Annotated in this window: 12 protein-coding genes and 1 pseudogene; 3 read left to right on the top strand and 10 right to left on the bottom strand. The window is 56.0% G+C overall.

The annotated features are described in order from the left end of the window. The 8 genes and pseudogenes from FHX05_RS27795 to traA form a co-directional block, all read right to left on the bottom strand. Positions 1–1,990: pseudogene (locus FHX05_RS27795) on the bottom strand (hypothetical protein); the annotation flags it as partial. Between the two features lie 597 nt (positions 1,991–2,587). Then, entirely contained in the window at positions 2,588–2,743 is a 156-nt protein-coding gene (locus tag FHX05_RS27800) for a hypothetical protein (RefSeq protein WP_183875918.1), read from the bottom strand. A 133-nt stretch (positions 2,744–2,876) separates the two neighbouring features. Further along, entirely contained in the window at positions 2,877–6,815 is a 3,939-nt protein-coding gene (locus tag FHX05_RS27805; protein WP_183875920.1) for a calcium-binding protein, read from the bottom strand. Between the two features lie 15 nt (positions 6,816–6,830). Then, positions 6,831–7,571 (bottom strand): hypothetical protein, encoded by a 741-nt coding sequence (locus FHX05_RS27810; protein ID WP_183875922.1) that lies wholly within the window; start codon positions 7,569–7,571, stop codon positions 6,831–6,833. Positions 7,572–7,788: 217 nt separating this feature from the next. Then, on the bottom strand, positions 7,789–14,775 hold the full coding sequence (locus tag FHX05_RS30895) for a DUF4214 domain-containing protein (RefSeq protein ID WP_348648349.1): 6,987 nt from the start codon (positions 14,773–14,775) through the stop codon (positions 7,789–7,791). Between the two features lie 2,003 nt (positions 14,776–16,778). Then, a complete protein-coding gene (locus FHX05_RS27820) occupies positions 16,779–17,363 on the bottom strand; it encodes a hypothetical protein (protein WP_183875926.1) in 585 nt (194 codons plus the stop codon). A 628-nt stretch (positions 17,364–17,991) separates the two neighbouring features. Continuing rightward, the gene (locus tag FHX05_RS27825) at positions 17,992–18,192 is read right to left on the bottom strand and encodes a hypothetical protein (protein ID WP_183875927.1); all 201 of its coding nucleotides are present in this window, start codon (positions 18,190–18,192) and stop codon (positions 17,992–17,994) included. A 171-nt stretch (positions 18,193–18,363) separates the two neighbouring features. Beyond that, positions 18,364–21,657, bottom strand: a complete 3,294-nt coding sequence (traA, locus tag FHX05_RS27830; RefSeq protein WP_183875929.1) for a Ti-type conjugative transfer relaxase TraA — start codon at positions 21,655–21,657, stop codon at positions 18,364–18,366. 270 nt (positions 21,658–21,927) lie between these two features. Between traA and FHX05_RS27835 the strand changes: the two genes are divergently transcribed. Both FHX05_RS27835 and FHX05_RS27840 read left to right on the top strand, forming a co-directional pair. Continuing rightward, positions 21,928–22,221 (top strand): mobilization protein, encoded by a 294-nt coding sequence (locus FHX05_RS27835; protein WP_183875931.1) that lies wholly within the window; start codon positions 21,928–21,930, stop codon positions 22,219–22,221. Continuing rightward, positions 22,218–23,792 carry a type IV secretory system conjugative DNA transfer family protein gene (locus FHX05_RS27840; RefSeq protein ID WP_183875933.1) on the top strand — a complete coding sequence of 525 codons (1,575 nt, stop codon included), beginning with the start codon at positions 22,218–22,220 and terminating at the stop codon, positions 23,790–23,792. The genes FHX05_RS27835 and FHX05_RS27840 overlap by 4 nt, the downstream gene beginning before the upstream one ends. Positions 23,793–23,876: 84 nt before the next feature. On the opposite strand, the gene FHX05_RS30570 is transcribed toward FHX05_RS27840, so the two are convergent. Continuing rightward, positions 23,877–24,149, bottom strand: coding sequence for a hypothetical protein (locus FHX05_RS30570; protein ID WP_246699128.1), 273 nt, complete (start codon positions 24,147–24,149; stop codon positions 23,877–23,879). Positions 24,150–24,540: 391 nt separating this feature from the next. On the opposite strand from FHX05_RS30570, the gene FHX05_RS30575 reads away from it, so the two are divergent. Beyond that, a complete protein-coding gene (locus FHX05_RS30575) occupies positions 24,541–25,701 on the top strand; it encodes a hypothetical protein (protein WP_246699129.1) in 1,161 nt (386 codons plus the stop codon). A gap of 153 nt (positions 25,702–25,854) precedes the next feature. Here the strand turns inward: FHX05_RS30575 and FHX05_RS27850 are convergent, their stop codons facing one another. Beyond that, positions 25,855–26,172, bottom strand: a complete 318-nt coding sequence (locus tag FHX05_RS27850; protein ID WP_183875935.1) for a hypothetical protein — start codon at positions 26,170–26,172, stop codon at positions 25,855–25,857. Positions 26,173–26,220 lie beyond the last annotated feature (48 nt).

Consider the following 26,220-nt stretch of genomic DNA (forward strand, 5'->3'; position numbering starts at 1 on the left):
ACACCAGCTGATCCGTGCCGCCCAGGAACCCATCGGTGATCGTGTCGTTGCCGTCGCCTCGACTGTAGTAATAGGTGTCGTCGCCGTTGCCGCCATTCAGCGTGTCGTTGCCGAGCCCGCCAAATATGATTTCAGAATTCGCGCTTCCAATGATCGTGTCTTGACCATTTGATCCGATGATAAAAGGGGTATCGACAATGTCTTCGAACAATCCCAACGTTGGGGGGGATAAGCTTGCGTGTGCGACAGCAGACAATAGGGTTCCGCCAAAGGCGGCGTCGTTAGCAAAGTCCAGGCGCAGATCAGACACCAATGCGACTGCTTTGTTCCAATATGCTGTCGCAGCATTGCTGTCTAAAGGCGCAAGCTCTGCCAGCGATTTAACCAGCGCAGGAAAATCAACCGAAAGATGGTCGGTCGCCACATCATATCGCACGTTTAAGAATGACACTAAAGGATCGTTAATGACAGCACCGGGATCGAGACCGTTTAATAACTGGCTTATTGACACCTGACTTGCGAACCGCGTCTCTAAGGCATCAATGATCATGCGATATCGAGGTTCGAACACAGCTGGTCCGTTGTGCCAATTTGGATTTTGGCTGTAAGCGGGATCGCGTGCCGGATCGATGCCATAGAATGAATAGACTACCGCGAGATGACGGGCATCCACATAGGCGCCCCGGCTTGTTGGATCGATTCCGGTAGCGCCTGCCCACTCAATTACCATAGCCTGGAAGGCATCATCAAAATCATCCCACGTCATAGATCCCGAATTAAAAACGAGGTTCTTCACATCGAGCAATAGTTCGGAATTCTGCGACATTGCAACGCGCAGGTTTGGCATGGTTCCATAGCCCGTAATCTCAGGCAAAAGGAGACTTTCCGAATTGTATGAAAACCCCTCTGGCGGCTTGTAAACAGTAAGCTGTTGGTTGGTGCCAAAATCGACTTCTGCCATCGATCGCTCGACGGAGCTCACTTCGCCAGTTGCTGGGTCAATCACATTCATCGCAAACGTCGCCGAGGAGACCACAACGTTGTCGTTGACCTCTTTATTCAGAAAGGTGTTCGTCAAATTGATCGAGGTGATTCCAAGATCGCTAAGATTATACAGTTCTCCTGAGGACGAAGTACCGTCAAGTCCGTCGTCGATCCACACTTTAAGCTGGGAGAAGGCGGCATCTTTACTATCAATGACCCCGTCACCGTTAGAGTCGAGCTGAGATAAATCATTAAAAGCATTTCCAGTTCTTGCCCCGAGTAGCTCCGACGCGGTAACGTTGCCGTCGGACCTACCATCGTCCAATATCAACAGACCTTCGCCGGAAGTAATCCACCCCGTCTTTGTCGCGAACCCTGAACCGCTAAAATCAAAGTGAGCAGTTGACGAAGAGGATGACGACAAGGTTATACCCATCCCCGAGAGATCCAGAACAAGCGGATCTGCGTAAGGGCTGGGGGCTCCTTTTGGCATCTGAGGAGCTGGCTTCGGAACCAAGAGACCAAGAGATCCGCCAGATCCGCCATTTGGCGATCCATCAGACCCTCCACCTGAGGGATCGTTGGACGCTCCGTTCCCACCTGGAGGCGAATCAGGCGGGCTCGGCTGATCAGGAAAGTTTTTGTTAAACCAGTCCTTGAACTCCTTCCATGTCGGAAACTCTTGATATGCGCCGACTTCCGCCCAGTCGGTAATCCCTGTGCCTTCAGTAAAAAAAACATGGCCTGAATATAGGTCGTACATTGCTGACCATGATGCGCCTGGCGTGCCGCTCGGCGAAGCAACGCCACCGTCGAGATACAGGGAGGAGTCAGCATTGCCGCCGCCCCACGTTACGCCCGCAGCGCCTCCCGCACCAAAGATTCCGGCTTGAATGCCGACACTTGTGCTTGGCGCACCGTCGGTACCAGTACCCCTCGAAACTGAAACAAAGAAGGCCTGAAAATAATATCCGCTTCCAATTGGAGAAGGAGGAATATCCGACATAGTTGGTTCCTTTAGCGATGAAGGTGGCTCGCAATAGGGGCATGGCGCAGAATCAAATGCAATCCTAAAAAGAGATCATGACAGATATCTGCGTGTTTGGCGCGAAAAGATATGGCAACTTTGGAGAAGTTCGCGCGGCTTGATTAGCCATTTATTAGATCGGTGCAAATATGCAAATTTTATATAAGAAAATCCTACTTATGCACGGAATACGGAGCAATCAATATCAGTATAAATATAAGCGGGAATACTATAACCGCAGTTATGACGAGCTTTTTTTTGGGAATAGCTTCTACTGATTTGTATCGCATCAGTGGATAAAGCACCAATACTGCGGCTATCATAATCAGAATCGACGCGTCGTTATAGATGTTCGAAAGATCACCCATCACGAAATCCTCCAAGTCCTCATATCCAAGCATAGATACCTGGCAAAAATTCACCAAAACCGGAATTACATCATTCTTGTGAGCAGTATATGTCGGCCATTATAATCTCAAAAGATTGGCAACTAAAAATTGAACAACATTTGTAATCCATTGCCTGAACTGTCAATGCGATTTCTACAACTAATCGGCGCGCACTCGATCTTATTTGTCAAGATAAGCCCGACCGCAGCAGGTGACTGCGTCCCGCCAGCTTCGACAGGGCGAGATCCCGGGCCAGCACATCCGGGTTGGCGGCGATGCGGAAGTAGCCGGCAATCGCTGCGATCGCCGCAAGGCCGCTGTCCGGGCGTCTCACATCGTCCACTGATGGCGAAGATTCCGTCGGGGGCTGCTCCGGGTCTGCGGTAACTCTTTGATCCATGGAAATTTACGCCGGAGGCTGCAAGGTCGGCTGTCGGACATAAAAACCCGACAGCCTGGTTGTTGTTACGGGCTCGTTACGCTGCATTTTGTCTCGGGATCGCCGGCTGATAGGCGAGCGTGGCATCCCCAACCAGATAATGCGACGTGCCGTCCGACGTCTGGTACGAGCTCGTGCCAGTGATCGCCGATCCGTCGGAGAAGGACTGGCTGCCATCCGTGGTCGCCAGAAGATTTATCAGCTTGATCCCCGCTTCCGACATGGTCTGCAATTCACCATCGTCGACCACACCATTCTGGTTGGCATCGCGCCAGACGCGGAACTCGCTCCAGCGATCATCGCTGGCATCGAGCACGTTGTCACGGTTGCTGTCGAAGGCCAGACGCAGGCCGTCGAGGTCTGATACCGAACCGCCATTGGCAACCACCTGATCCGGCGTTGCCCACTCGGAGAAAGCAAGCTCCTTCGACTGATCGATCTTGCCGTCCGGGCCAGCTTGACCATTCTCACCGAGATCGATCGCGAGGAATCCGTCCTGGGCGCCCACCCAGGCAGTGCCATCCCGCGCTCCATCACCATTCCAGTCGAAGGTGACCGATGAGCCGGTAGCGAGCGCATTGGTGTCGAGAGGCCGCAGGTCGATATGGCCGTCAGCGTTCAGATCGAGAAGAACTGGCGCCGACGACGCAGTCTGTTGGCCTTGTGTAGCCGGAACATTCTGCCAGATGTCCTGCAGGTTCCACGAAGAGCCGCCGGCAAATTCTATTCTCTCCACCCCCCAATCCTGGTCAGTCGAATAAAACTGCCGGTCGACGGTGATTATGTCGGCGGTGCCATTCACGGCAATCTTCAGATTGTCGCCATCGCGTGAAAACGTCAGGTCGGCCTGGTTGAGATCCCTAAAGCGGAGAACATCGGTATTGCCTTGCTCAGTCGTGAAGCCAACATTGTCATAGATGAGGTCGGAACCGTCGCCCTTCGAATAAATATAGGTATCGCTTCCGGCCTCCCCGCTGAGATAGTCGTTCCCCTTTCCACCTTCGAAGGTGTCCTGCTTACCCCAAACGGCGCCCACGATATGATCGTCTCCGCTGGAACCGTGATAGGCCCACACATCCGGAGAATGCTGCAATTCCATCGACATGCCATTGGCGAATTCGATTCTTTCAAGTCCCCAACCTTCGGAAGCCGAATAATACTGTTCGTCGAAGGTAATGACATGATTGGTCGAATTGACCGTCAAAACCAAATTGGACGATGTTGACAGATCATAGCTGAAGGTGACATCCGAATAGTTGAGATCCTTCAGCCTCAGGGTATCGACATCGCTCATCGAGCCGGCTTCGTCGTCGATATACTCGTCGCCATCGTTGACGGAATAGAGATAAGCATCACTTCCTAAACCGCCATTCACGTAGTCATTGCCACCGAGGCTGTCGAAAATGTCGCTCCCATCGGTTCCGAGCAAATGATCATCACCGGACGTGCCCGTGATGGTCTGGCCACTGGGATCGCCTGGATCGCCGACGCTTGCCAGGATATTGGCTCTGTTTATCGATGACCCGTCAGCAAAATCGATCTCCTCGATACCCCAGCCGGAGGCGGAATCGCGGAACTGGTTGTCGACGGTGATGACCGCGCCGGTCGAATTGATCGTGACCTTGAGGTTATTGCCGTCACGCGAAAGCGCAATATCGGAACTGTTGAGATCGCTAAGCTTCAGGACATCGATATTGCCAGCGTCAACGGCGCCGACATCGTCATCAATCTCATCGGAACCGTCGCCGGAGGCATACAGATAGGTGTCGCTGCCCACGCCACCTTTGAGATAGTCGTTGCCCAGTCCACCATTAATCAGATCGTCGCCGGAGCCTGCGTCGACTGTATCGTTTCCGTCAGAAGCAAAAATCGCGTCCGCTCCCGTGCTTCCAACCAAAGCGTCGTTGCCCGCGCTTCCCTCAATGAGATTTTTGCCTTCGCTCGCCAAAAGGTGATCGACGTTCACCAAACCGATCTGCGCGCCGGCCGCATCCTCGAATCTAACCCACTCTACGTTGGTCGCTATGATCGATGCGCCAGCCTGATTTCGGATGGAAATCAACTGATCTGTCTCTACGGCGAGCGTATAATCGCTGCGAGTTCCGGACACCACAAGGACGTCGTCACCAGCGCCTCCATCAACTATTTGCTGGCCCGCGGCGACATAGATCGTGTCATTCCCTGCACCTCCGTCAAGGTAATCGTTACCCCCACCGCTTCGAATTTCATCGTCGCCGCCGCCGCCGCTCAGAGAATTGTCGCCGCTGTTGCCGATAATGATATCGGCAAACTGCGACCCAGAAGCATTCTCAATTGAGACAAACGTGTCGCCTTCTGCGAAACCGCCGGACCCGGTGCCCGATGTCAAATCGACTTGAACCGAGCCGCTCGACCCCGAATAGTCGACGGAATCGTTGCCGGCGCCGCCAGTGAAAATTTCCGATGAAGATGATCCCTGAAAATTCTGATCTTGCGTGACCGAACCCGGGGATGGCCGCGCGCGATCGTAATTTTCCAGGGTGATGCCAAAGTCACCCTCGTAAAAATTCTTAATGGCTAAGACAGGGCTTGACGGATATCCACCCATCACAAACAGATAAGGAACAGGCGATCCGTCGAGGTTCACGTTGCGAACCGCAACAACCTTTTGAACCGACTGGTCGGAATAATCGGAATAAAATGAAGTCCCAAAATTGTCCGTATATTGGAACTCATAGTTCCCTGCCGGGGCCAATTCTATATATCGCCTATCCTGATCAGCAGACGGGTCATATTGTTGTATGCGGATTGTGCCGACGCCATCGCCGTCGGTCTCATCCACGGTATCGATAACTTTAAGAAGGGAGCCCACTTTTGCGTCATTAATATCGTAGAGGAATGCCCAGTCCCATGTGTCGCCGACAGTCGTGGATGATAGATAAGTATCGTTCCCCATCCCGCCGTCCAGAATATCGCCAGCGTGATCATTCCAATCCCTGTGATCCACAGTGAGATCGATCGTATCACCAATGGCGATGTTCGACTCGTCTCCGCCAATTAGGATGTCATTTCCGGCACCGCCGAAAATGTGATCGATTTCAGCGCCCCCGATGACGACATCATCGCCAAGCCCGCCGATGAGCGTATCGGGACTGGTGTTGCCGGCAATCTCATCATCACCCGCACCTCCATTGATGAACCATGCTTCGCCGTCGTTGTCGGCACCTAGGTTGTCTTGCCCGACATTTGTGCCCAATTTGATTGTATATTGCGAGACGATCGCTGCAGCCGAGGAACCTGTTTCCTTTTTTATCAGAAGGTCAGATTCATGCATGTCCTTCAAAACGAGTGATGTGGTACCGAGAAGCCCCAGCCCGTTGGTTTGCATCGTTTTAATGACGTTGATTGCCAGATCACTCAGGCTCTTCACCGGGCCAAGTGCATCGATGCTGCTTTTCACAAAGGTCATAAAGTCATAGCTGTCGCCAGCCAGAGGATCATTCTGGTTCGTCAGATGAAGAATAGTGTTCCGATAGAAAGAGTCGTCGCCAAGAAAGAGGAAGAGTGGATTGCCTGACCAGCCACTCTGATCGCCATTGAAATATTGCGAAATCGAGGTACTCGCATCCTCAACGCCGATTGTATGGAGGTCCGGCATTTTTCCTGTTGCAAGGATCGTATCCGCCACGGCCTTTGCGACACCGTTCGACACACTCTGGAGACTGGTCTGCGATGGCGTTCCAAAACGATATTGATATTGCGCCGAAGAATAGGTTCGGATGAACGCTGAATAGTCTCCGGACCCTACATTAACCGCGTAGGCGCCGTTCACCCAAACCCACGCCGCCGGATCAACCCCCGCTTTGGGCTCGCCGCCGTCCGTGATCGCGGACGCGATGGTCGCATAGACCGTGGCCCACGTTCCTGTGCCGGCCGTTGCGTTATCATAAGCCGTGTTGATTGCCGAAAGTTCGGATGAAGAAAAATCATACGCCATGAAAGTTTCTCGACATTATTGTGTTGTTGAGGGGGACGATATGTAAAATTGAACTATATGGGGAGCAATCTTGCGGAAGGCCGATAGCTCGTCCTCGTTCTGGTAACGCACATCGATCATGAATTCAGCGACAGCATCGCTGTCGATTGAAAGTCTGTATTTGCAATACCGCGGGAAATTTTCGTTTAAGCAATCTAATTCATCACCCTTGGAGTTGCTCAGTGCGTAAAGCCTAAATCTATCGGAAATTAGCTCGCCGGTGTCATGCCTGTGCGCGAACCAGTCCAGGACTGACGAACGCTCCGTAGTGCGTTTGGGCCGATACGAGATAGGGGCGAAAATATGCAGTTTGTTGATGTAAATGCTTGGCTGATAGCCGACCTTAGTAAGCGCACACCAGGGATAGCGGTTGTTGGCTCCTGACTGACAGTCGGATGCGACTTCAAAGATGATATTGTCGAGTTCGACAGGTTCCGCGTTTGCGGCAAGAAGATCCCGTACCGCATTTGCGTCCCGATCGTTGCCCGCGCGACCAGCGAATAGTTCAAAGGACCGTTGGGTCCCGCCGCCAACGGGCGATAGAAGAACCGTGCCATCCACTCTGAAGCGTAATGACAGACCGTTGATTGTGCCGTCTAAGAAGGACTTGTCAAAAACTTTGAGCTCACCGGCGGCAGCACAAAAGGAGCACGTGCTTACAACTGCCGCTATTGCCGCTGCCAAAACCTGCTGAATGAAATAGCGTGTTCCAGACATTCCAATACCGTTGTTTAGCTTACGGCGACAAAGTCGAAAATTCCTCTGCGCAGGGTTGCGGTCCAGAAATTCATCTTATGCACGCATTCAGAATTGAAGATCGTTCAATCTTGCATTTTCACGTGTTCAAAATAGTGAAAGCCTGTTCCCGAACTTGGCTAGCGGCTTTCACTGGAGTCAGTAGATGCCGAACTGTTGAACGGCTCGGTATCTATCCTCATGCAGCATTCTGCTTCGGGATCGCCGGCTGATAGGCGAGCGTGGCGTCTCCCACCAGATAGTGCGACGTGCCGTCCGCCGTCTGGTACGAACTTGTTCCAGTGATCGCCGATCCGTCGGAGAAGGACTGGCTGCCGTCGGTCGTCGAGAGAAGGTTGACCAGCTTGATGCCCGCTTCCGACATGATCTGCAATTCGCCATCGTCGACCACGCCATTCTGGTTGGCATCACGCCAGACGCGGAACTCGTTCCAGCGATCGTCGTTGGCATCAAGCACGTTGTCGTGGTTGCTATCGAAGGCCAGACGCAGACCATCAAGATCGGATACCGAACCGCCATTGGCCGCAACCTGATCGGGCGTTGCCCATTCTGAGAAAGCAAGCTCCTTCGACTGATCGATCTTGCCGTCCGGGCCAGCTTGACCATTCTCACCGAGATCGATCGCGAGGAATCCGTCCTGGGCGCCCACCCAGGCAGTGCCATCCCGTGCTCCATCGCCGTTCCAGTCGAAGGTGACCGATGAGCCGGTAGCGAGCGCATTGGTGTCGAGAGGCCGCAGGTCGATATGGCCGTCACCGTTCAGATCGAGAAGGACCGGTCTATTGCCTCCACCGGAACCTGACTGGGGCCATTGATCGACCATATGAAGGCCAGAGCTTCCTCCGCCACCGCCGGTTCCATACGCGTAGCGTTGCCAAGCCGTGTTTTTCCCCGAGCTGTCGTATTGATAATTCGTATAGCCACCATCATCATTGTTGGATCTTGCCGTGTTGATGACGTTGTTAACGAAATTCTGAACCAAGCTTGTCCAGGGTTGGTTGTTGTTCACGTCATAGGTCGTGACGGTGTATTTTCCGCTCGTATCCGAATAGTTCGTATCCGAAATTAATTTTCCGGAGGATGTATAGGCATCGGCGATCTGCGACCAACTTTGCGTATTGCCCGGATCATATGCATAAAGCACCTTGCTGCCATCGTCATAGATGACATTCTGATTGGTCATTTGACCCGCAGTATTGAAGAATTGATCAATCTCAGACCAGGACTGTGCGTTGGTCGGATCCCAGAACCAGATTCCCTTGGTTCCGTTGTCATAATAGGCTACCTGGGAAATGAATTGACCATTAGCATTGTAGTTCTTTTCGATGCGACTCCATTCGGCTGTGTTGGCAACGTCATAGTCGGTTATCGTTCTTGTCTTGTTGTCATTGTGTTGGTCGACAAAAACAAGCTGCCCAGCCGTGTTGTAACTTTGGGCAATGGTCTCCCAAGACTGCACATTGTTTGAATCGTAGTACGTAGTGGTTTTTGTGCCATTGTCATTATAGAGAGTTTGGATCAAAAGCTTCCCGTTTGCGGGATCAACACTGTTATCCGCTCGGCTCCATGATTGCGCATTCGCTAAATCAAACCATGTACTGCCTGTCTGTTGGCCGGCACTGTTGTAATAGAGAAGGTGATCTTGGGCGCCACTCGTAGTGTTGAAATAAATTTCCGTTCGCGTACCATCATCGTTGAACTGCTTCTCGATCGTCTTCTTGCCGTTCGCGTCGAAGGACTGCTCATCGCGATACCAAGGATTGGTGTTGAGCGGGTCCCAGATAGTGGCCGAAGTTAGGGTCCCGTTCTTATTAGCGTTGACAATGCTTAAGATCTGTCCGCCGGCGGCGTTATAAGTTGTGGTAACCGAGCTGCCGTCGCTCGCAATTGCGGTCTGCGAGGTTTTCTGGCCCTGCCCATTGCTGGTCACCCGCAGCGTCAGGCTACCCATGGCCGAAACAGTGTCGACAACGGTTTGCGTCACGGCACTGCTGGCATTGAGATCGACCTTCGTCAGCGTGATCGAGCCATCATTGTGGATGAAGGAAGTTTCTGTGTGATCGATCACGCCGTCGTTGTTGGTATCCTTGCTCAGGACCGTGATCAGGCCATCCGTGCTGGTCGTGATCGTGCCCTTGGCAATCACTGCGCCGCTAGAATTCGTCTCCGTGACGGTGGCCACTGTCGAGCCATCGGCCTGAAGCTGCGACTGCATGACGACCTCAAAGGTGCCATTGCCGTCGTAATCATACTTCACCGTCTTCGTGCGGCCATCGGCGGAACTGTCAGTCTCGACCTTGGCGGCGATCGCCTGCTTCCAGTAGACCTTGCCGGCCAGGAGATAGTTCGTCTTCTGAGCGGTGACATTGTTCGTGACGATCGACACGGCCACACCGGTCGTGTCGGCGGTCAGTGTTTCCACCTGGTCTACGGTACCGTCACCATCGACATCCTTGGAGGTGGTGCGCACCATGCCGTCGGACGACTGCTGGATGGTCGTCTTCGAAGCCAGCTTGCCCGTCGTCAAATCCGTATCGGAGATGACGGTGGTCTTGCTGCCGTCGGCATTGTTGGTATTGACCGTCACGCGCCGGCGATCGACGGTGCCGTTGCTATCCAGGTCCCAATCGGTGTTGGTCTGCAGGCCATCCGCCGTTGTGATGGTCGTCGAGTTATCAGCCTTCACGCCGGCCGACTTATAATCCGTGACAGTTTGCGTCACGACACCGGAGTCCGCCGTGACCGTCTGCTGATGTTGATCGATGACACCATCGCCGTTGGCATCGCGGTCAATTGTCACCGTCTTCTTGTCGGCGCTGGTGAGCGTGATCGTCTTGTCGATAAGCTTGCCGGACGCATCCGCCGTCGTGACGGTCTCGCGCTTGGCGCCGTCACCGAGGATCTCCACCGTATCGCTGATCGTCTGGGTCGCAAGCCCCGTACGCTGTTCGTTGGTCGAGACGACCAGGCCATCGGCATTCGTCGTTGTGACAAACTTCGAAATCAGCGAGCCATCCGCCTTAGTGCTGGACGCCGTTCGCGTTCTGGTGCCGTCGGCATTGATGACCGTGACATCCTTGAGCATTTGGGCATAGACGCCCGTGCCGGCCGGATCGGACAATGTCGTGACAGAGAGACCCTCAGCACTGGTCTTGGTGAGATAGCGGCTGGTCAGCGTCGCCCCGGTAAAATAACTGACGGTCTCGGTGCGCGAACCGTCGGCATTGAGAACGGTCACGTCGGTGCGGCTCTTGGTGAAAGTGCCGGAACCGGTCTGGTCCCACTTCGTCGTCACGGTCAGCCCATCGGCGGAGGTGTCGGTCTGTGTGATCGCGCTCAGGACAAGAGTGCCGCTGCCGTTGGGGAAATAGACCCTTTCCACCGTCGACTTGCTACCGTCCGTATTGAGCATCGTCCGATCGGTCACATATTTGTCAGGAGAACCGTTGCCATTCGTATCATAGGCGAAGCTTTGGTAGAGGCCGTCTGCGCTCGTATCGATCGTCTTGCTATGCGCCACAGCGCCCGTGGATGTCAGATCCGACAGGGTCTGGGTGACGCTTCCGTCGGCATTCTTAGTCGTAACGGACTTTTGATCCACGACGCCGTTGCCATCGATATCGTAGGTTACCGTGACCGTCTTGCCGTCGCCGCTCGTCGTGGTCGTCGTCTTGTTGGCGATCACACCTGTATTGGTGACGACCTCGGTTGTCGAGCCATCCGCGCCGAGCGTGGTGACATCGGTCGTGGTTCTGACAGTCGTCAAAACAAGAGAGGGATTATTCAGCGCCCAGGCCGTAGCGGAATTGGCAAGATGGGTCTGTCCTTCCACGTAATCGGCGAATTGCTCAGCAGCTTGCGCGCGCGAAGTGCCTGAATTCAGCAGATTCACCCATGCAGTGAGACCGGCGCTGTCGGGCGCTCTACCGAATGCATTCTGGTAGAGCAAGGTTATGAATTGCGTATTGTCCAGCGTTCCATATTTTTGGGTGAATTCCGTCGAATTCACCAGATCAGATGCAATATGGACGGCGTCCGTACCGAAATTATACGCGGACGAGATGAAATGCGGCAGGCTGGTGTAATCCGGCTCTCGTCCCAGGATCGTTCGATAAAGCCGGTATATCTCGTTTCGGGCTGAAACGTCATAGAGATCACCGGACACGACGGTTGTCTTGCTCAGACCGTTGGCGGAGGTTGTCACAGTCGTTTGCTGGATCGGCCCGACATTGGCCGACCGACCGAAGGTCTCGGTCTTGCTGCCATCAGCATTGAGCGTGGTGACATCGTTCGTCATTTGCTCATAGACACCGTCGCCATCGAGATCGGCGGTCGTGGACACGGAGAGACCATTGGCGGAGGTCGTCGTGACTGAACGGCTGGCAAGCGTCGTCGTACCGGTCTTATAGGTCTCGACGGTCTTGCTCGTCAGGCCGGTCGCATCGATGACAGTCGTCGTCTTCGTATCGATCGTGCCGTCTCCGTCGAGATCGACCTGGTTCGTTATGGTCTTGCCGTCTGAGGTCGCGGTGTTGGTCGTCTTCGACAGAAACGTCCCGCTGGCCGTGGTGACGGAATCGACCAGCGAGGTTGAACCGTCGGCATTCAGTGTCTTCGTGGCAGTTTCGGTTCGATCGACCGTGCCGTTGCCGTCATAATCGTAGGAGGTCGTCGTCACCAAGCCATTGGCGCTGGCCGTTACCTTTGTCTGATCGGTGAGAGAGGTCCCGGCGTAATCCGATGTCGTGGTCGTCTTCGAACCGTCATTGTTGAGGAGCGTCGCCTGCACGCTCTTGGCATCGACGATACCATCGCCATTCAGATCCTTCTGAACGGTCACGCTCAGGCCGTTGCCGGAGGTGACGGTGATCAATTTATCGAGCAGAATGCCGGTATTGCTTTTGTCTGTGACCGTTTCGGTGCGGCTGCCATCAGCATTGATGACCGTCTGGTCGACGGTGGTCACATCGACTGTGCCATCGCCATTCAGATCATCCGAGGTGGTTGTCGTCAGCTTGTCGGCGCTGATAGTCACTACGGTCTTGCGGTGGAGCGCACCGTCGGCACTGGCCTGTACCGTGGTCGTCGTCTGGCTGCCGTCCGCGGCGATGATTTGCGCCGAGGCCGTATCGATATGACCGTCGCCATCGACGTCCTTTGTTACCGACGTCGTCTTGCGATCGGCGCTCACCGTGGTCACCGTCTGGCTCAGCAGCGTGCCGTTGTCACTCTTCGCGGTCACCGTTTCCGTGCGAGCCCCGGCGTTGAGGGTGATCACGTCCGTGACCGTCTTATCGAACGTGCCATCGCCGTTGAGATCGGACTGCACCGTTTGCGTCAAGCTATCGGCCGACGTCGTCGTCAGCGTCTGGGCAGCAACCGTGCCGTTGGCGCTCTTAGTAGTTACCGTCTCCACGCGAGCGCCATTGGCCCCCGCGGTGATGACATCAGTCAGAACCGTATCGAAAGTGCCGTCGCCATTGAGGTCGGTACTCAGGGTCTTCGAAAGACCATCAGCGCTGGTCGCTGTGACTGCGTTGGACACCAGCGTGCCGTTGGGATTCAACTTGCTATCGGTTTGCGACGTCGAGGCATCGGCTGCGATTATGATGGAGGTGAGCGTGTCAGCCGCTCCATCGCCGTTCGCGTCCACGGAAATCGTCTTCGTCTTGCTGTCGCTGCTCGTGGTCGTGACGCTCTTCGACAGAACCATGCCACTGGCGCTGGTATCCTGGACCGTTTGCGTTCGTGTCCCATCGCTGGCAACCAATGTGACGTCGGAATGAACACGATCGGCAACGCCATCACTGGTGAGGTCCGAGGACACCGTTGTCGACAGCCCATCCGCGGCTGCAACGGTCGTAACCTTCCCGCGAAGCGAACCGTTTCCGTTCGTCGTGGTCACCACGGTCGTGACATCGCCATTGGCCGCGATCGTTCGCTGCGTTTGCTCCTGATCATCCAGCGTACCGTTGCCATCGAGATCACTGCTGGTCGTTCGGGTGCGGCCATCGGCGCTCGTGACCGTCGTGTCGCTCGACAGAAGCGTACCATTAGCGCTTGCATTATTGACCGTCCGCGTCCGCGAGCCGTCGGAAGCAATCACCGTCGTCTCCGTGGTGACCGCCTCATAGACGCCGTCACCGTTCGCGTCCGTCCTGGTTGTCTTCGTCAGACCATCAGCGCTCGATTGGACGAGCTTCTGCTGCAGGAGCGCGCCCGAAGTGCTGAACTCCTTGGTCGTCGTCACACTCGAACCATCGGCATTGGTCGTAAAGGCCTGCGTCTGATCGTCTCTGCCGTCGCCATCCTTATCGACGGAGGTCGTGATCGTCTTCAGGTCCGCGCTCGTTACCGTGGTCGTCCGCTCGACCAGCGAACCATCGGCATTGAAGTTGGAGATGACACGGGTGCGTTCGCCGGAAGCCGCGACTGTCGTCACATCCGTTTGCGAGCGGTCGTAGGTGCCGTTGCCATCGTCGTCGAACTTTGTCTGGACGGTTCTGCCGTCCGCACTCGTAGTGACCAGATTCTGAAAAGCCAGAGTGCCGTCGGCGTTATAGCCAAGGATGGTCCGGGTGCTCGACTGATCGGCGTTAACGACGACCGTGTTCTTGATGATATGGCTGTCCGTCTCGTTGGAGAGGACCGCGTCCCCAACAACGCCTGTTGTGCCGTCTGACTTTGTGTAGGTCGTCGTACCGGTAATTGCCGAACCATCGCTGAAGGTCTGGCCGCTGCCCTTGGCGGTCAGATCGATCGAGGTAATTCCGAGCGAGGAGAACGACACCATCTGGCCATCGACCATGACCTTAAACTTCGACCATTGCGCATCGCCGGCGTCGAGCTTGCCGTTGCCGTTGGTATCGAACACGTTGCGCAGCGCTTCGAGGTCGCCGTTCGCCGCGTCGTCCCATTCGGTAAAGGCAAATTCCTTCGAACTGCTGATCTTGCCGTTACCATCGGCGTCGAACACCAGCACGCCATCGCCCTTGCCGGCCCATGCCGTACGGCGCATGTAGCCGCTGTTGTCGAGATCAAGAAACGTGTTCGACGAGGCAAGAGTGTCGACCGACACGCCATTGCCATCGAGATCAAGAAGTACCGGCTTGGTCTTGCCGCTCGAGCTGCCACCAAAGGCGTCGTGCACAAATGCGCCAACCACGCCGGCGATACCCGAAACAAAGCCGACTGCCGCGGCTCCCAGGGTCGGAGCAAAGCCGGCAGCAAATGTTCCAAAAGCGGGCGCAAACTGGCCAATCGCGCGTGAGAAATCGCTGGGACGGTCCGCTGGCACCGGCCCATGATACGGCAATGGAGCATACTGCGGCTGAGCCGGCGCGACGGGAACCGGAGCCGGTTGGACTCGAGGCGCGGATATGGCGCCTGAGTAAAGTCCAGTGCGGGATGCGGTATCATAATCATCCGCTGTTGCCCATGGCGACTTCTGGCCTATCGATGGTCCGAAATCGCTGGGAATTCCCATGCCAATGCCAAGCGTAGGCGAATAAATTCCCGACGTATAGGAATTCGAATATGGGTTCGAATAGCTATAGGCCGGGCTGCCGTCATAGTTATACTTGGATGCACTAGGTTGCGCGCTAGCGGGACTGCTATAAGCCCCTGCCCCTAGCGATTGCGCAGCCCGAGCACGGCTGCCCTCGTCCTGTCCTCCGTATGCCCCACCGTAAGCGCCATCAAAACCCGGACCGCCATAGCTTGGTGTGCTAGCGGACCTGAGCCCCGCCGCGGCGGCGGCGTTCATCTCCGAGGGTGTATTGAAACTTGTATTCTTTCCAATGTAACCGGAAAAGACATCTTCCGAAGTGATTGGATCAACTATATGATAGGGATTATATATGTCACGCGCTTCGGCTGGAACAACTTTCCAGCCATAAGGTTCAGCAGGACTTAGATTATCAAATGCAATTTTTCCTATGACACCTCCTGCAAATCCTCCAATAACCCCACCAATCGGACCACCAATAAAACCTCCCAGCGCGGTACCCGCAACCGAGCCAACCGCCTGAGCTTCCACGCGGTGGACGTGACTATCATCTTCGTCGTCCGAACTGTTGGCTGCTACTGCTACTTGGCTCAAACCCAATGCTACCGACCCCACAATTTGCATGCCAGGAGTAACGGTCTTCACAACAGCAACGTATGTCTTATAATCTTCTGCCGCGAGAATACCCCTTGCTAAGAATCTGTTAAGTAAACCGGTGCCGAGGAACGTCCCAGTCACCGTCATTCGATTGGGTGTAAGAAACGAGCTGGCCGTATCATAGGCCAATTTATTAACAGCACCAGAATTGAAGCCCAAAGAAAATAGATTGCTATTTCCCATAATTCACCCCACACCCCACTAAGCGGAATTCTTTACTTATAAAGCAGTTCAATCTGGAGGACGCTACATTGGGCGTCCACTGATCCTTCGAATGAAACACACCAATATTTCCCCAACGCAGACATAGAATCCGGCAATAAACCCCACGTTTACTGCCAGGTTTTTCAACATTGACTGATCGAGACTCGGGTCGAACGGGGAATTGCCATCTATGAACAAAACGGTCGATGCAAAATATATCGCAACCGCGCCAAATACACTGACCAGGAAGACGCTCCCCTCAAATTTGTATGCTCCCCATCTGAAGTCGAAGTATATCCTCCACAGAAGCCAAAATAGAAACAGTGCGCTTGCGATTGAACTCATATTCAAGAAAAGGCATGAACCAAACCGGTCCGCATCGCTCAACAGCAACTGTTGAGCTGTTTTGAAATTTGGAGGCCAAAGGTAATACCACGGAGAGTCAAGAGAACAGGTATTATGCGTCCGAAATAAAAATAAGAATATTAGTGGCACAAGCAACAAAACTAGCGTGAAAAAAGCTGATCTTAACACCGCCCTTTCTACTTTGGCTCCTTCAAACAGCAGGTCATCCCAAGAGTTTCTTTTTGGCATCTTCAGAATCAAGGCCCCGGCCGACGTGAAATCTATCTGCGCTTATCCGCGAAGCTGAAGTACAGAGGTGAAAGTCGGTGATGTCGTCAAAATGATCGACGCCCACCTTATGGACGAAGACAGACTGAACCAAATTATCGAGAATTGCTAAGAGCATTTCTGAACTTCCCGTCCTGGCTCACGCGCCGCGCTCTGACTTTTCCTAGCTATGCCTTCACCAAATAGCTTCCGCCGATACAAACACCCCCGCCTGCTCGAATGAGCCGATCCGTCTGCTTGAGCGCGTAACCAGTGGTAACATGAACCAAGATTTGGTGAGCACCACGCGTCTTCGACCAGGCCGCCACCCCGCGCAATAGCTTGACAAAGACCTTCGCCGCTCGAAACGGACCGCAGAACTCTGAATCAATCCCGAGCAGGTGCGTTGTCGTCAAGACCGTGCCTTCACCAAGCAGATATTCCCCGGCCGAAAACCACGCGAGACCGACAACACGACCGGCAACATCCGCAACCAGTAAGCACTGATGCGGCTGAGGATTGCGTGCCTGAGCTTCGATCGCCGCATACTTCCGATCGGAAAACGGTATATGCGAAAACACCGTTCGTTCGTGAACCTTGCGCACAAGTTCATGAAGCGCACGCCAGTCGCCGTCATGCGGCAATCGTATCACGATACCGGGCTTTACGCGCTCTGCGCGAACATCTTGATCTTCAACGGATGACAAAACAGAACGGTCCAGAGCATGCGCATCAGCCGCATGCTCTGCCCCATGGACAGATGCATTTTCCACAAATTGCCCCCGAAACAGCCCTCCTCAGCAATCGACGTCGCGTCCGCTTGCAAGCAGATTACGGCAACCGCATCGAAGAGAAACGCACCTCCACAGCGCGTCGTCGAATGGGTACAACGACGTGCTCGCACAAGTCAAGCGGGCATGAACCGCAGTTGCGCAATTCTCTGAAAATCTATTGGAGTTTGTACAATCGGTGTTACTGGCCTATGCGGCAATAGGCTGAACCAAGTGGTCTTTGCTTTTGCTTGACGCCTATCTGGAGGATATCTCTGCACGATCGGCGAATCCGATGCTGCCGGCCATCGCGGCCGAAGCCCTCATTGGCGGGTCTGTAAGATGGCGTTCTGCTTTTCGTTGGGATTGGATAGAGATACGCTATAATGTCTGACGGTGGAATCGCTTGCCTTGCGTGTAGGTTTATTCGGGGGAATCGGCCGGACGGCAGCAATCGGCGATAGGGGTAGTTAAAGGAGGGCGAGCGGCCGAAAAGGTGTGTCAACAACCATCGTTGTCTGCCCACCGGGAAACGTCAGATCTGCTGCATGTACGGGAGACGCCTGGCGATCCATTTCGACACCGGAGCACTTGGCGAAGTGGTTCCTGTGACAATAGCGAACAGGTGCAATCACGGCAACGGCCGCTTGCGTCGCGCCAGCGCGATCACGATAACGCCGACAATAGCGACCAGAGCTCCCCGATAAATCCAGGGGGACTGGTCGATCATGAAGCTCTCGGCCGGATATGGAAAATACCCACTGCCCTGCCCCATCCAGACGAGACCGACTAGAACTAGCAGTCCCCCTAAACCATATGCAAGCTTCACCATGGCGATCTCCTTGTTCCAGATTGGCGATCAGAAACAGTAGCGACAATTTCAACGAATGCGACGGTTGGGGGGCCGCCGGCGGCAGCAGACCCTTCCTCGCCTGCAAAAGGGCCGGGATCGCCGAAGCCAAATGGCCTGGTGCCTTAACCCGGGACACCCACTTGCTAGCAACTACATCCCCAATCCCAGCCCCTTGTTCAGGGTGCGCTTCAACTCGTATTGACGCGATAGCTCTGCCTTCTGTGCCCGATCGCTTATGCGAGCGACAGCCTCGATGCGATGGAGCTTATCGGCAACCTCTGGCCCAAGCCGCAGGTTCCCTTTCTTCAACTCGCGCGGATCGGAACTGCCGAACCGTTGCTCAAGCGCCTGAGCGATCGTCTTCGCCTCATCGAGGGCTCGTCGTCCTTTCGGCGTGCCGGACAGTTGTTCAAGGAACTTCGGCTTGTCCGCCTGAGAGAGGGCATCGAACTGCTTCAGCAGCTCCTCGCTGCGTTTGGTCAATCCAGGCACCTCGACAACATCGCGCTTCTCCCGGTGCCAGGTTTCGGATTGACGCTCCGCCTCTAGCCGGCGCTCCCAGGTGAGACCCGCGGCTGCGACATGATTGCTCAGCGCGGTCGCGTGGTGCCTTGCGGCCTTGCGCTGCCTGTTCTCGCCCAACAAGCCTACCTTCCCACACAGCTCACCGAACTGCTCCGGACGCGCGGCAATAGTTTTGGCGAGCGCCTCGCGGCCAATCCCTTGGTCCACGATCGCCGCGCTGATCCTCTCCGCGGCGCCGACCGGATCCGTATAGACAAGGCGGCCAACGGAACGCACCGTATCCATGGCATCCTGCAGATACGGCTTTGCCCTTTCACGGGCTATGTCTTCGACGCTTCGGGAATATCCCGTGATCGCCGGCACCAGTGGTGCCACCGTCTCGAACTGCTTGTCCCCTACCCGCTCGACCTGCTCCGGTGGTGCCGAGGTCTGCATCAGGATCTGGGCCTGGGTCGGTGGGGCAAGACTGACGGCAATCTCGCTGCGAACGCCAAACTCTTCGGCAAGTCCCCGCCGCTCGGCAAAGGTATTGATATAATCGAGCGTCGTTTCCTTGGCGCCCGATCGGCTCAAGCTGGCGGTGAGCACCTTCATATCCTTGAGCTCGTCCGAAGCCGCATAAAGCTTCACGCTGTCGCGGTGACGCGTCATCGCCACATAGGTCAGATGCCGGTCCATGCTGGCGGACGCCATCACAAAAGCTCGGTCGACGGTCGCTCCCTGCGACTTATGGATCGTCGTCGCATAGCCATGGTCAAAGGCTTGGTAACTATTGACTGGTATCGAGATGGTCCGGGCACCGTTCCGCCCGTCGCCAGGGCCGTCGAGACGTATATGGATTGCGTCCGCCTCGACGGCTTGCACCGTTCCCAGCATGCCATTCTTCACACCGAGATCGCGGTTGTTCTCCAACAGAAGGATGCGATCGCCGGATGCAAACGCGCGCTTGCCGTCATTGGTCTGATAGACCAGTTCGCGGCCAAGCGTTTCGGGGTCCCGGGTGACCTTGGCCACGCCTTCACCTGCGCCAGACGCCAACAATCCACGCTCCTGAAGCGCGGCACGAATATCGGCGTTCACAGCCCGAACGTCGGCGCGGCGATGCGCGAGCGCAATGCGAGAGCCGGACGGATGCTGCTCCAGATCGGCCAGATAGTCGCGCACCAACGCGGCCCGTGTCTCGTCCCTGTCAGCACCGAACTGAACCCCACCCCGATCGGCATAGGCGGCCAGTCCCTCGACCGTGCGATGGGTGGCAAAGGCGATCGACGCATGGCGCTGCCAATCCTCCTTCTGTCGGCGAATTTCCGAGAGCTCGACCGCACCTACCCGCTCGGCAATCGCCCTGAACGGTGAGCCGGCGCCGATCGCCTGCAGCTGCTCGTGATCGCCGACGAGCACCAGCTTTGCTCCCCTCGCCTCCGCTTCAGCGACGAACCGTGCCAGTTGTCGGCTGCCAACCATGCCGGCTTCATCGATGACCAGGATGTCGCCCTTTCCAAGCTCGCCCTTCCCTGCCTGCCAGCCATATTCCCACGAGGCCAATGTGCGCGAGGAAATGCCGGAGGACTCTTCCAATCCCTCCGCCGCCTTGCCGGCGAGTGCTGCCCCATGAACGCGGTAGCCCTGGCGCTCCCAGGCATCGCGCGCGGCCGCCAGCATCGTCGACTTACCTGCCCCCGCGAACCCGATCACAACAGCGATCTGCTGCGCTCCGGTGACGTGCTGAATGGCCAGACGCTGCTCCTCGCTCAAGCCCGACCGCTCGATCGCTCGCTCTCGATCGACAAGCGGCATCACGCCGCGTTCAACCTTTCCTGAAAGGGAGGACGCGGTCCTTGCCCGGATGGCGCTGTCCTGTAGGATTATAGCCTGATCGACATGATGTCGATCAACACCATGGCCGAGAGCGCTCGCCAATTTCGATGCCCTCTCGGCCATGGCATGTTCGATCTCGACCATCTCCCCCGTCGAGTAGCGCGCCAGCTCCCCATCCCGCTCGGGCTGCAGTTCGACCAATGCCGGCGACGCCATGACGGAAGCAAAGGCATTCTGGAAACCTTTGATATCGTCGATATAGCGATGCAGCGCCCGCGCCACATCGTGTCGATCGAACACACTCTTCTCAGCCGTAATGATCGCCAGAACCTGCTCAGGCTTCTCGCGGATCAGTTCGGCATTGCGCCGGGCCGCCTTCTCATCGAGCCGCGTCCGTGACACCTCCAGCCCACGCCGATCCATCTGCGAGGCATGCACACCCATATGCTCGGTCGGCTCGATCTCCAGCCCGCGCTCCAGGTGCGATCGATGATCGATCCGCACCTCAAGACCGACGCGCGCCAGATGGCGATTGGCATGATGCTCCCAGGCCTGCCTGATATCGCGAAGCTGCATGTGCGAGGTTGGCTGATCGTTGTTCAACAGCCACTTGTTCTCGCGCTCGATCAGCGTCTTCTCGCCAAGCCCTGTCTCCCCCACCGTCCGCGTCGTCATCAACAGATGCGCATGGACGTTGCGTACGTCCCCCTCCCCTTGCGGCTGGTGAATGGCAAAGTCGACCGCGGCACCATAGCGGTTCGCCAGGTCGCGCGCGAAGTCCCTCGTCAGCGAAAGCCGCTGCTCCGCATTGAGCTCATGCGGAAGCGCGATCTCGAACTCGCGCGCCACCCGCGCATCGCTGCGCTTCTCCGCATACTCGACCGCATTCCATAACGCTGAACGGTCACGCGCCCAGTCGGCCACGACATCTTCCGGTAGCACGATCTCCGCATGTTCGACACCTTGCTTGCGGGTGAAGTCGTGCACCAGGCCATCGCGCTCATTGGTAAGTTTGACGGCCGCACGATAAGCAGCGGATGCAACCGCGCTGCGGCCGCCGCTACGGGCTATCGTCTTCATGCTGAAGTGATAGATCGCCAAATGAGGGTTTTCCGAATTGAAACGGCCAATCGAACATAACAAGCCTTGAGTTGCGTTGCAACTCGTAAGTGCGCCCTTAAAAACTACACTCGCTTCGCTCCTTGCGTCGGGATTTAGGCAAGGCGCACCAACATCAGTATATATTCAGGGTTGTTGCAGACGCACCGCTGTGTAGTCTTGTGAGTGAGCCGGATAACAACGCATCACCGCAACGGCAATCCTTGTTCACCTTCAGAACGGTTCGGCAGACAGCCGACATGAAAGGATAACATGGCGCGTAAAACCCTGGAACAACGCATTGCCGAACTGGAGGTCCGCAAGAAGACGCTGCAGGCGCGTCTTGGCAAACGAGAGCGTGCGGAAGACACGCGGCGCAAGGTGCTGCTCGGGGCGCTCGTGCTGCATCGGCTGGAGAATTCCAACGATGCCGACTTCACCCGACGACTGGGCGACTGGTTGCGTAGCGAGCTACCCGGCTTCCTCACCCGCGATGGTGACAAAGCCCTGTTCGACGACATCCTCAAGCCGGCCTACTCACCGGAAACAATTGGCGGCGGTGAATGACGTTTGCCCGGATGCTGAAACTGACTATCAAGGCGCCGGTCATGGCCGTCGGATGTGCGATCATCGGCACTCTTCTTGCCGGACTGCTCGTGCTTGCCAATGGTCTCGTCCATCTGGTTGCCGGGATTGAGCATGGGCCAGCCAGCCAGTTCTTCGTTGCCGTCGCCAAATATCTGCCGCTTCTATTTGGTGTCGGGGGTTTCTGCTCAGCCTTCATGACGGATGCTCCGATCCCTGCCGTGTTCGGCTCCGCCCGCTGGGCAGCGGCGAAAGAGTTGCAGGCGCTCTCAGCCACCGAAGATGGCCTGCTGATCGGCCGGGATCCGGTGACGAACAAGCTGCTGCGCTATGGCGGACCCGCGCATCTGCTGACGATGGCGCCGACACGAACTGGCAAAGGCGTTGGCATCATCATTCCAAATTTGCTGACCGCCGAGCGCTCGGTGATCTGCATCGATCCGAAGGGTGAAAATGCCAAAGTCAGCGGGCGCGCTCGAGCGCAGTTCGGGCCGGTCCATATCCTCGATCCGTTCGGCGTGACGGGACAACGATCCGCCGCCTTCAATCCCCTCGATATGCTCGATCCGAATGGCCTCGACGTCGCCGAAGACGCAAGCACGCTTGCCGACGCCCTCGTCTTCGATGAACCCGGCATGGCCGGGGAAGCGCATTGGAACGAGGAGGCCAAGGCGCTCATCGCCGGGCTGATCCTCGCGATTGCCGTCGGGGAATCTCCGGAGCGCCGACACCTCGCGACGCTGCGCGAATATCTGACGTTTCCACCAGAACGCTTCGCCACGCTGCTCGCCGTCATGCAGGAGATGGAAGAGGTCAACGGTCTGATTGCCCGCGCCGCCAATCGACATCTCGGCAAGTCCGATCGGGAGGCGGCGGGCGTGCTCTCGGCTGCCCAACGTCACACCCATTTCCTCGACAGTCCACGCATGATGGTCGCGCTCGGCCGATCGGATTTCCGCTTCGCTGATCTTAAGCGCGACAATGCAACGGTGTTCCTGGTCTTGCCGCCGGATCGGCTTTCCACCTATTCGAGATGGCTGCGGTTGCTGGTCACCCAAAGCCTCACCGACATGGCGCGTGATCCCGCCTCCCCTACCCGGCCTATACTCTACCTGCTCGACGAATTTGCAGCTCTCGGCCATCTCGCTCCCGTTGAACGCGCCATGGGTCTGATGGCCGGCTATGGCGTTCAGCTCTGGCCGATCCTCCAGGACATCCATCAGCTGCGCGCCACCTATGGCAAGCGCGCCGGCACCTTCCTGTCGAATGCCGCTGTCCTTCAGGTGTTTGGGGTCAATGATATCGAAACCGCTGAGCTCATCACTCGTTCGATCGGCAAAACAGACGCGCAGTACATCACCCGATCGTGGAGCGAGGGTAAGAACTCCACATCGGAACACGTCTCCGCGCGTGATCTCATCAACGCCGACGAGATCCTGCGTCTGCCAGACGACAAGATGATTGTGCTCAGACAGGGGCAGCGACCGGCGTGGGTCAAGAAGTTGCGGTACTATGCCGATGTGGAATTCGAAGGGAGGTTCGATCCGGCGTGAACGGCCTCCCGCAGGTCGACGCCCCTTCACGGGCAAGTTCGTAAGAGCTCCTACAAGCCACCCTCACGATGCAAATCGCTCCTCCTAAGCTTCGCGGTGCGCAGCAATCGACCTTATGGGGAACATGTCTTCCCCATAATGGTGAAGGCGTGTGTGATGGCGCCGGCAGAGCCAACGAACTTGCAATGGCTGTTCGTACTGATCGTGATGGGCGTCGACTGCTTCAATGCCGCAGACCTCGCAGACACCTTTTTCCAGCTGCCCGGTCTTCAAGGCTCTCTGGACCGCGAGATGCGCGTCGTATTTTGCCGGATTTGCCCGACGCCAATCCGCCTGTCGTGTCTCGCTCTCGATCATGATGTTGGCCCAGTATTGCGGTTCTGGCCGCTCTCGCTTTCCGTGCATCCGCCAGTCCCATCGGTCGCCGGTGGCGTACCTTCGCGTCGCGCTAGTTCATTTTCGACAGCCTCGCGGATGAAGGTGGCAATGCCATAATTTCCGACCAGGGCCTTGATCCGCTCTTTCGTCGCCTTCGGGAGGCGAACTTTCGTTTCTTTCAGATTTAGCGGCGGTCGTCCCATAAAGTGTATACTTCCCCGTCGCTGCTTATTGAATTAGATTTTTATAAACGGGCCCCTTTATTGACGGATTAAACGGGGACGTTTATCTTCATACTGCAGACGGCTGGATCGCGTGTTCGCGCACGCCACCCAGCCTAACCACAATCTAGCTTGCTGGAGCTTGGATCATGGCTGATTCTGAGAATAGCAGAACTTTGCCTGCAATTTCGCGTGGAAATGAAAATCTTAAGCGTGGTACGTACGAAGACCTACCTCCAATCATCGACCGCCGAAACCTGCTTTCCGTCGCTGTGCGCCAGCTGCGCGTACTGATCGCAGAACCCCCCCGGCGAAGAGAAAGTGGTCCCACTCCCATCAGAGAAATGTGGCCTCGATGGTACGAGTACCACCAGCAGCACATGAGGGTCATCCGTCTTAGGGAAAAGCTGAAGGCGGAACTGCTCAAAGCGGCCGGCGGCCTTCCTGTGGTTATGCTTCCGAACGTCGGAAAGGATGGCGTCGTCGAGGTTCGCTCTTTTGCCGACATCAATCGAATGGCCTCTCAGTTCGATACCGAACACCTGTCTCAAGCGCGAGCGGAGCTTCGTCGGCGCCGGAAACGATGGAAAGAAGCGGATCGACGCTTGGGATACAGTGCGATCGTTGCCCAAGAACAGGAACTCGCGGAACGGGCTGGGATATCCGGACGTGTCATCTGGATCACACGGCCCTCCTCACTAATCGAAGTCACCGCTAAGCTCCATTGCCTGATTGTCATGCATGATCCCGGCCTGAAGCTTGAAGAAGCGCCGTGGCCCGAACTGCGGACGATGCTGAAGGATCTCCTTTTCCTTATGGAAAAGGGCCGGCCGGAACCAGGCAATGGACCTGCATATACCGGCAAGGCAGCGGACGTACGAGGCATTCTAAATTTGGCAGCCCGATACCGAGACGCCGCCAACACGCTTGGCGAGGGCTCGTCGAAGCCCAACCACCTTCCACAGCGTCTTCTGGCGTTTCATGCGATGGAACTCTATCTGAATGCATTCCTGCTCGCAAAGGGCGTGGGTCCTACCACGATCCACGGTTTCCGGCACGATCTCGGCGAGCAGGCGCGCATAGCGACCGAAACTGGCCTCGTGCTGCGCAAGCGTACAGCGGCGCATTTGGCAACTCTCTCATCAAGCAGAGAGATTCTCGTCGTCAGTTATGGGCCGGAGACGACGGCTACGCTCTCACAGATGAATCGAGTTATGGCAACTCTGGATGAAGTCTCACTAAAAGTACGAAAGATGTTGAGAGGCTGCACGGTAGCTAAAAATCGCACGGCTAGTGCGCGAAGTCTTTAGAACCGGCTCTTTCCCGATCTGGCACTCGCCGCATCGATACAGATCGGCAACTGCTGCAAGAAATCGCCCCGAAGTCTCAGACCTGAAATTGTTGATTTCCACCGAGAACATGACCCTGCGTCTGAGAACAGTCCACTGGCTGAACCGTATCCCCTATGCCACAGGGGTGCTCGGCGCAGGCTCGATTGGTAGATCCTGGTTTGAAACATGGGCCTTGGAACCCAAGACGAGCTTGCCTGATCCTAGAATTTTTCCCGCAACCCGGCCGCTCAGCACTAAGTTTCCGTTGTTGACGATATTTCTGTCGACCTCGCCGGAAATGACCGCATTGCCACCCTCATCGATAACGAGACCTCCGGTCAGCTTTCCCGATGAAACCAGCTTGCCGCCTTTTTTAACGTAGGTCACGCCGAGAATGTCATTCGCGTTTACTACACCGCTGGTTACAACGAGATCACCGACATGAGCCATTGGTTATCATCCATTGAGTATTTGACCGAAATAATAAGTGCAGCTTAG

The sequence above is a fragment of the Rhizobium sp. BK491 genome (assembly GCF_014194925.1).
In the GTDB taxonomy this organism is placed as follows: domain Bacteria; phylum Pseudomonadota; class Alphaproteobacteria; order Rhizobiales; family Rhizobiaceae; genus Rhizobium.

Excerpts from the sequence above, each read along its gene's own strand:
- FHX05_RS27805 (WP_183875920.1), bottom strand. The coding sequence starts at position 6,815 with ATGGCGTATGATTTTTCTTCATCCGAACTTTCGGCAATCAACACGGCT.
- FHX05_RS27810 (WP_183875922.1), bottom strand. The coding sequence starts at position 7,571 with ATGTCTGGAACACGCTATTTCATTCAGCAGGTTTTGGCAGCGGCAATA.
- FHX05_RS27825 (WP_183875927.1), bottom strand. The coding sequence starts at position 18,192 with ATGGTGAAGCTTGCATATGGTTTAGGGGGACTGCTAGTTCTAGTCGGT.
- FHX05_RS27835 (WP_183875931.1), top strand. The coding sequence starts at position 21,928 with ATGGCGCGTAAAACCCTGGAACAACGCATTGCCGAACTGGAGGTCCGC.
- FHX05_RS27840 (WP_183875933.1), top strand. The coding sequence starts at position 22,218 with ATGACGTTTGCCCGGATGCTGAAACTGACTATCAAGGCGCCGGTCATG.
- FHX05_RS30570 (WP_246699128.1), bottom strand. The coding sequence starts at position 24,149 with ATGATCGAGAGCGAGACACGACAGGCGGATTGGCGTCGGGCAAATCCG.
- FHX05_RS30575 (WP_246699129.1), top strand. The coding sequence starts at position 24,541 with ATGGCTGATTCTGAGAATAGCAGAACTTTGCCTGCAATTTCGCGTGGA.
- FHX05_RS27850 (WP_183875935.1), bottom strand. The coding sequence starts at position 26,172 with ATGGCTCATGTCGGTGATCTCGTTGTAACCAGCGGTGTAGTAAACGCG.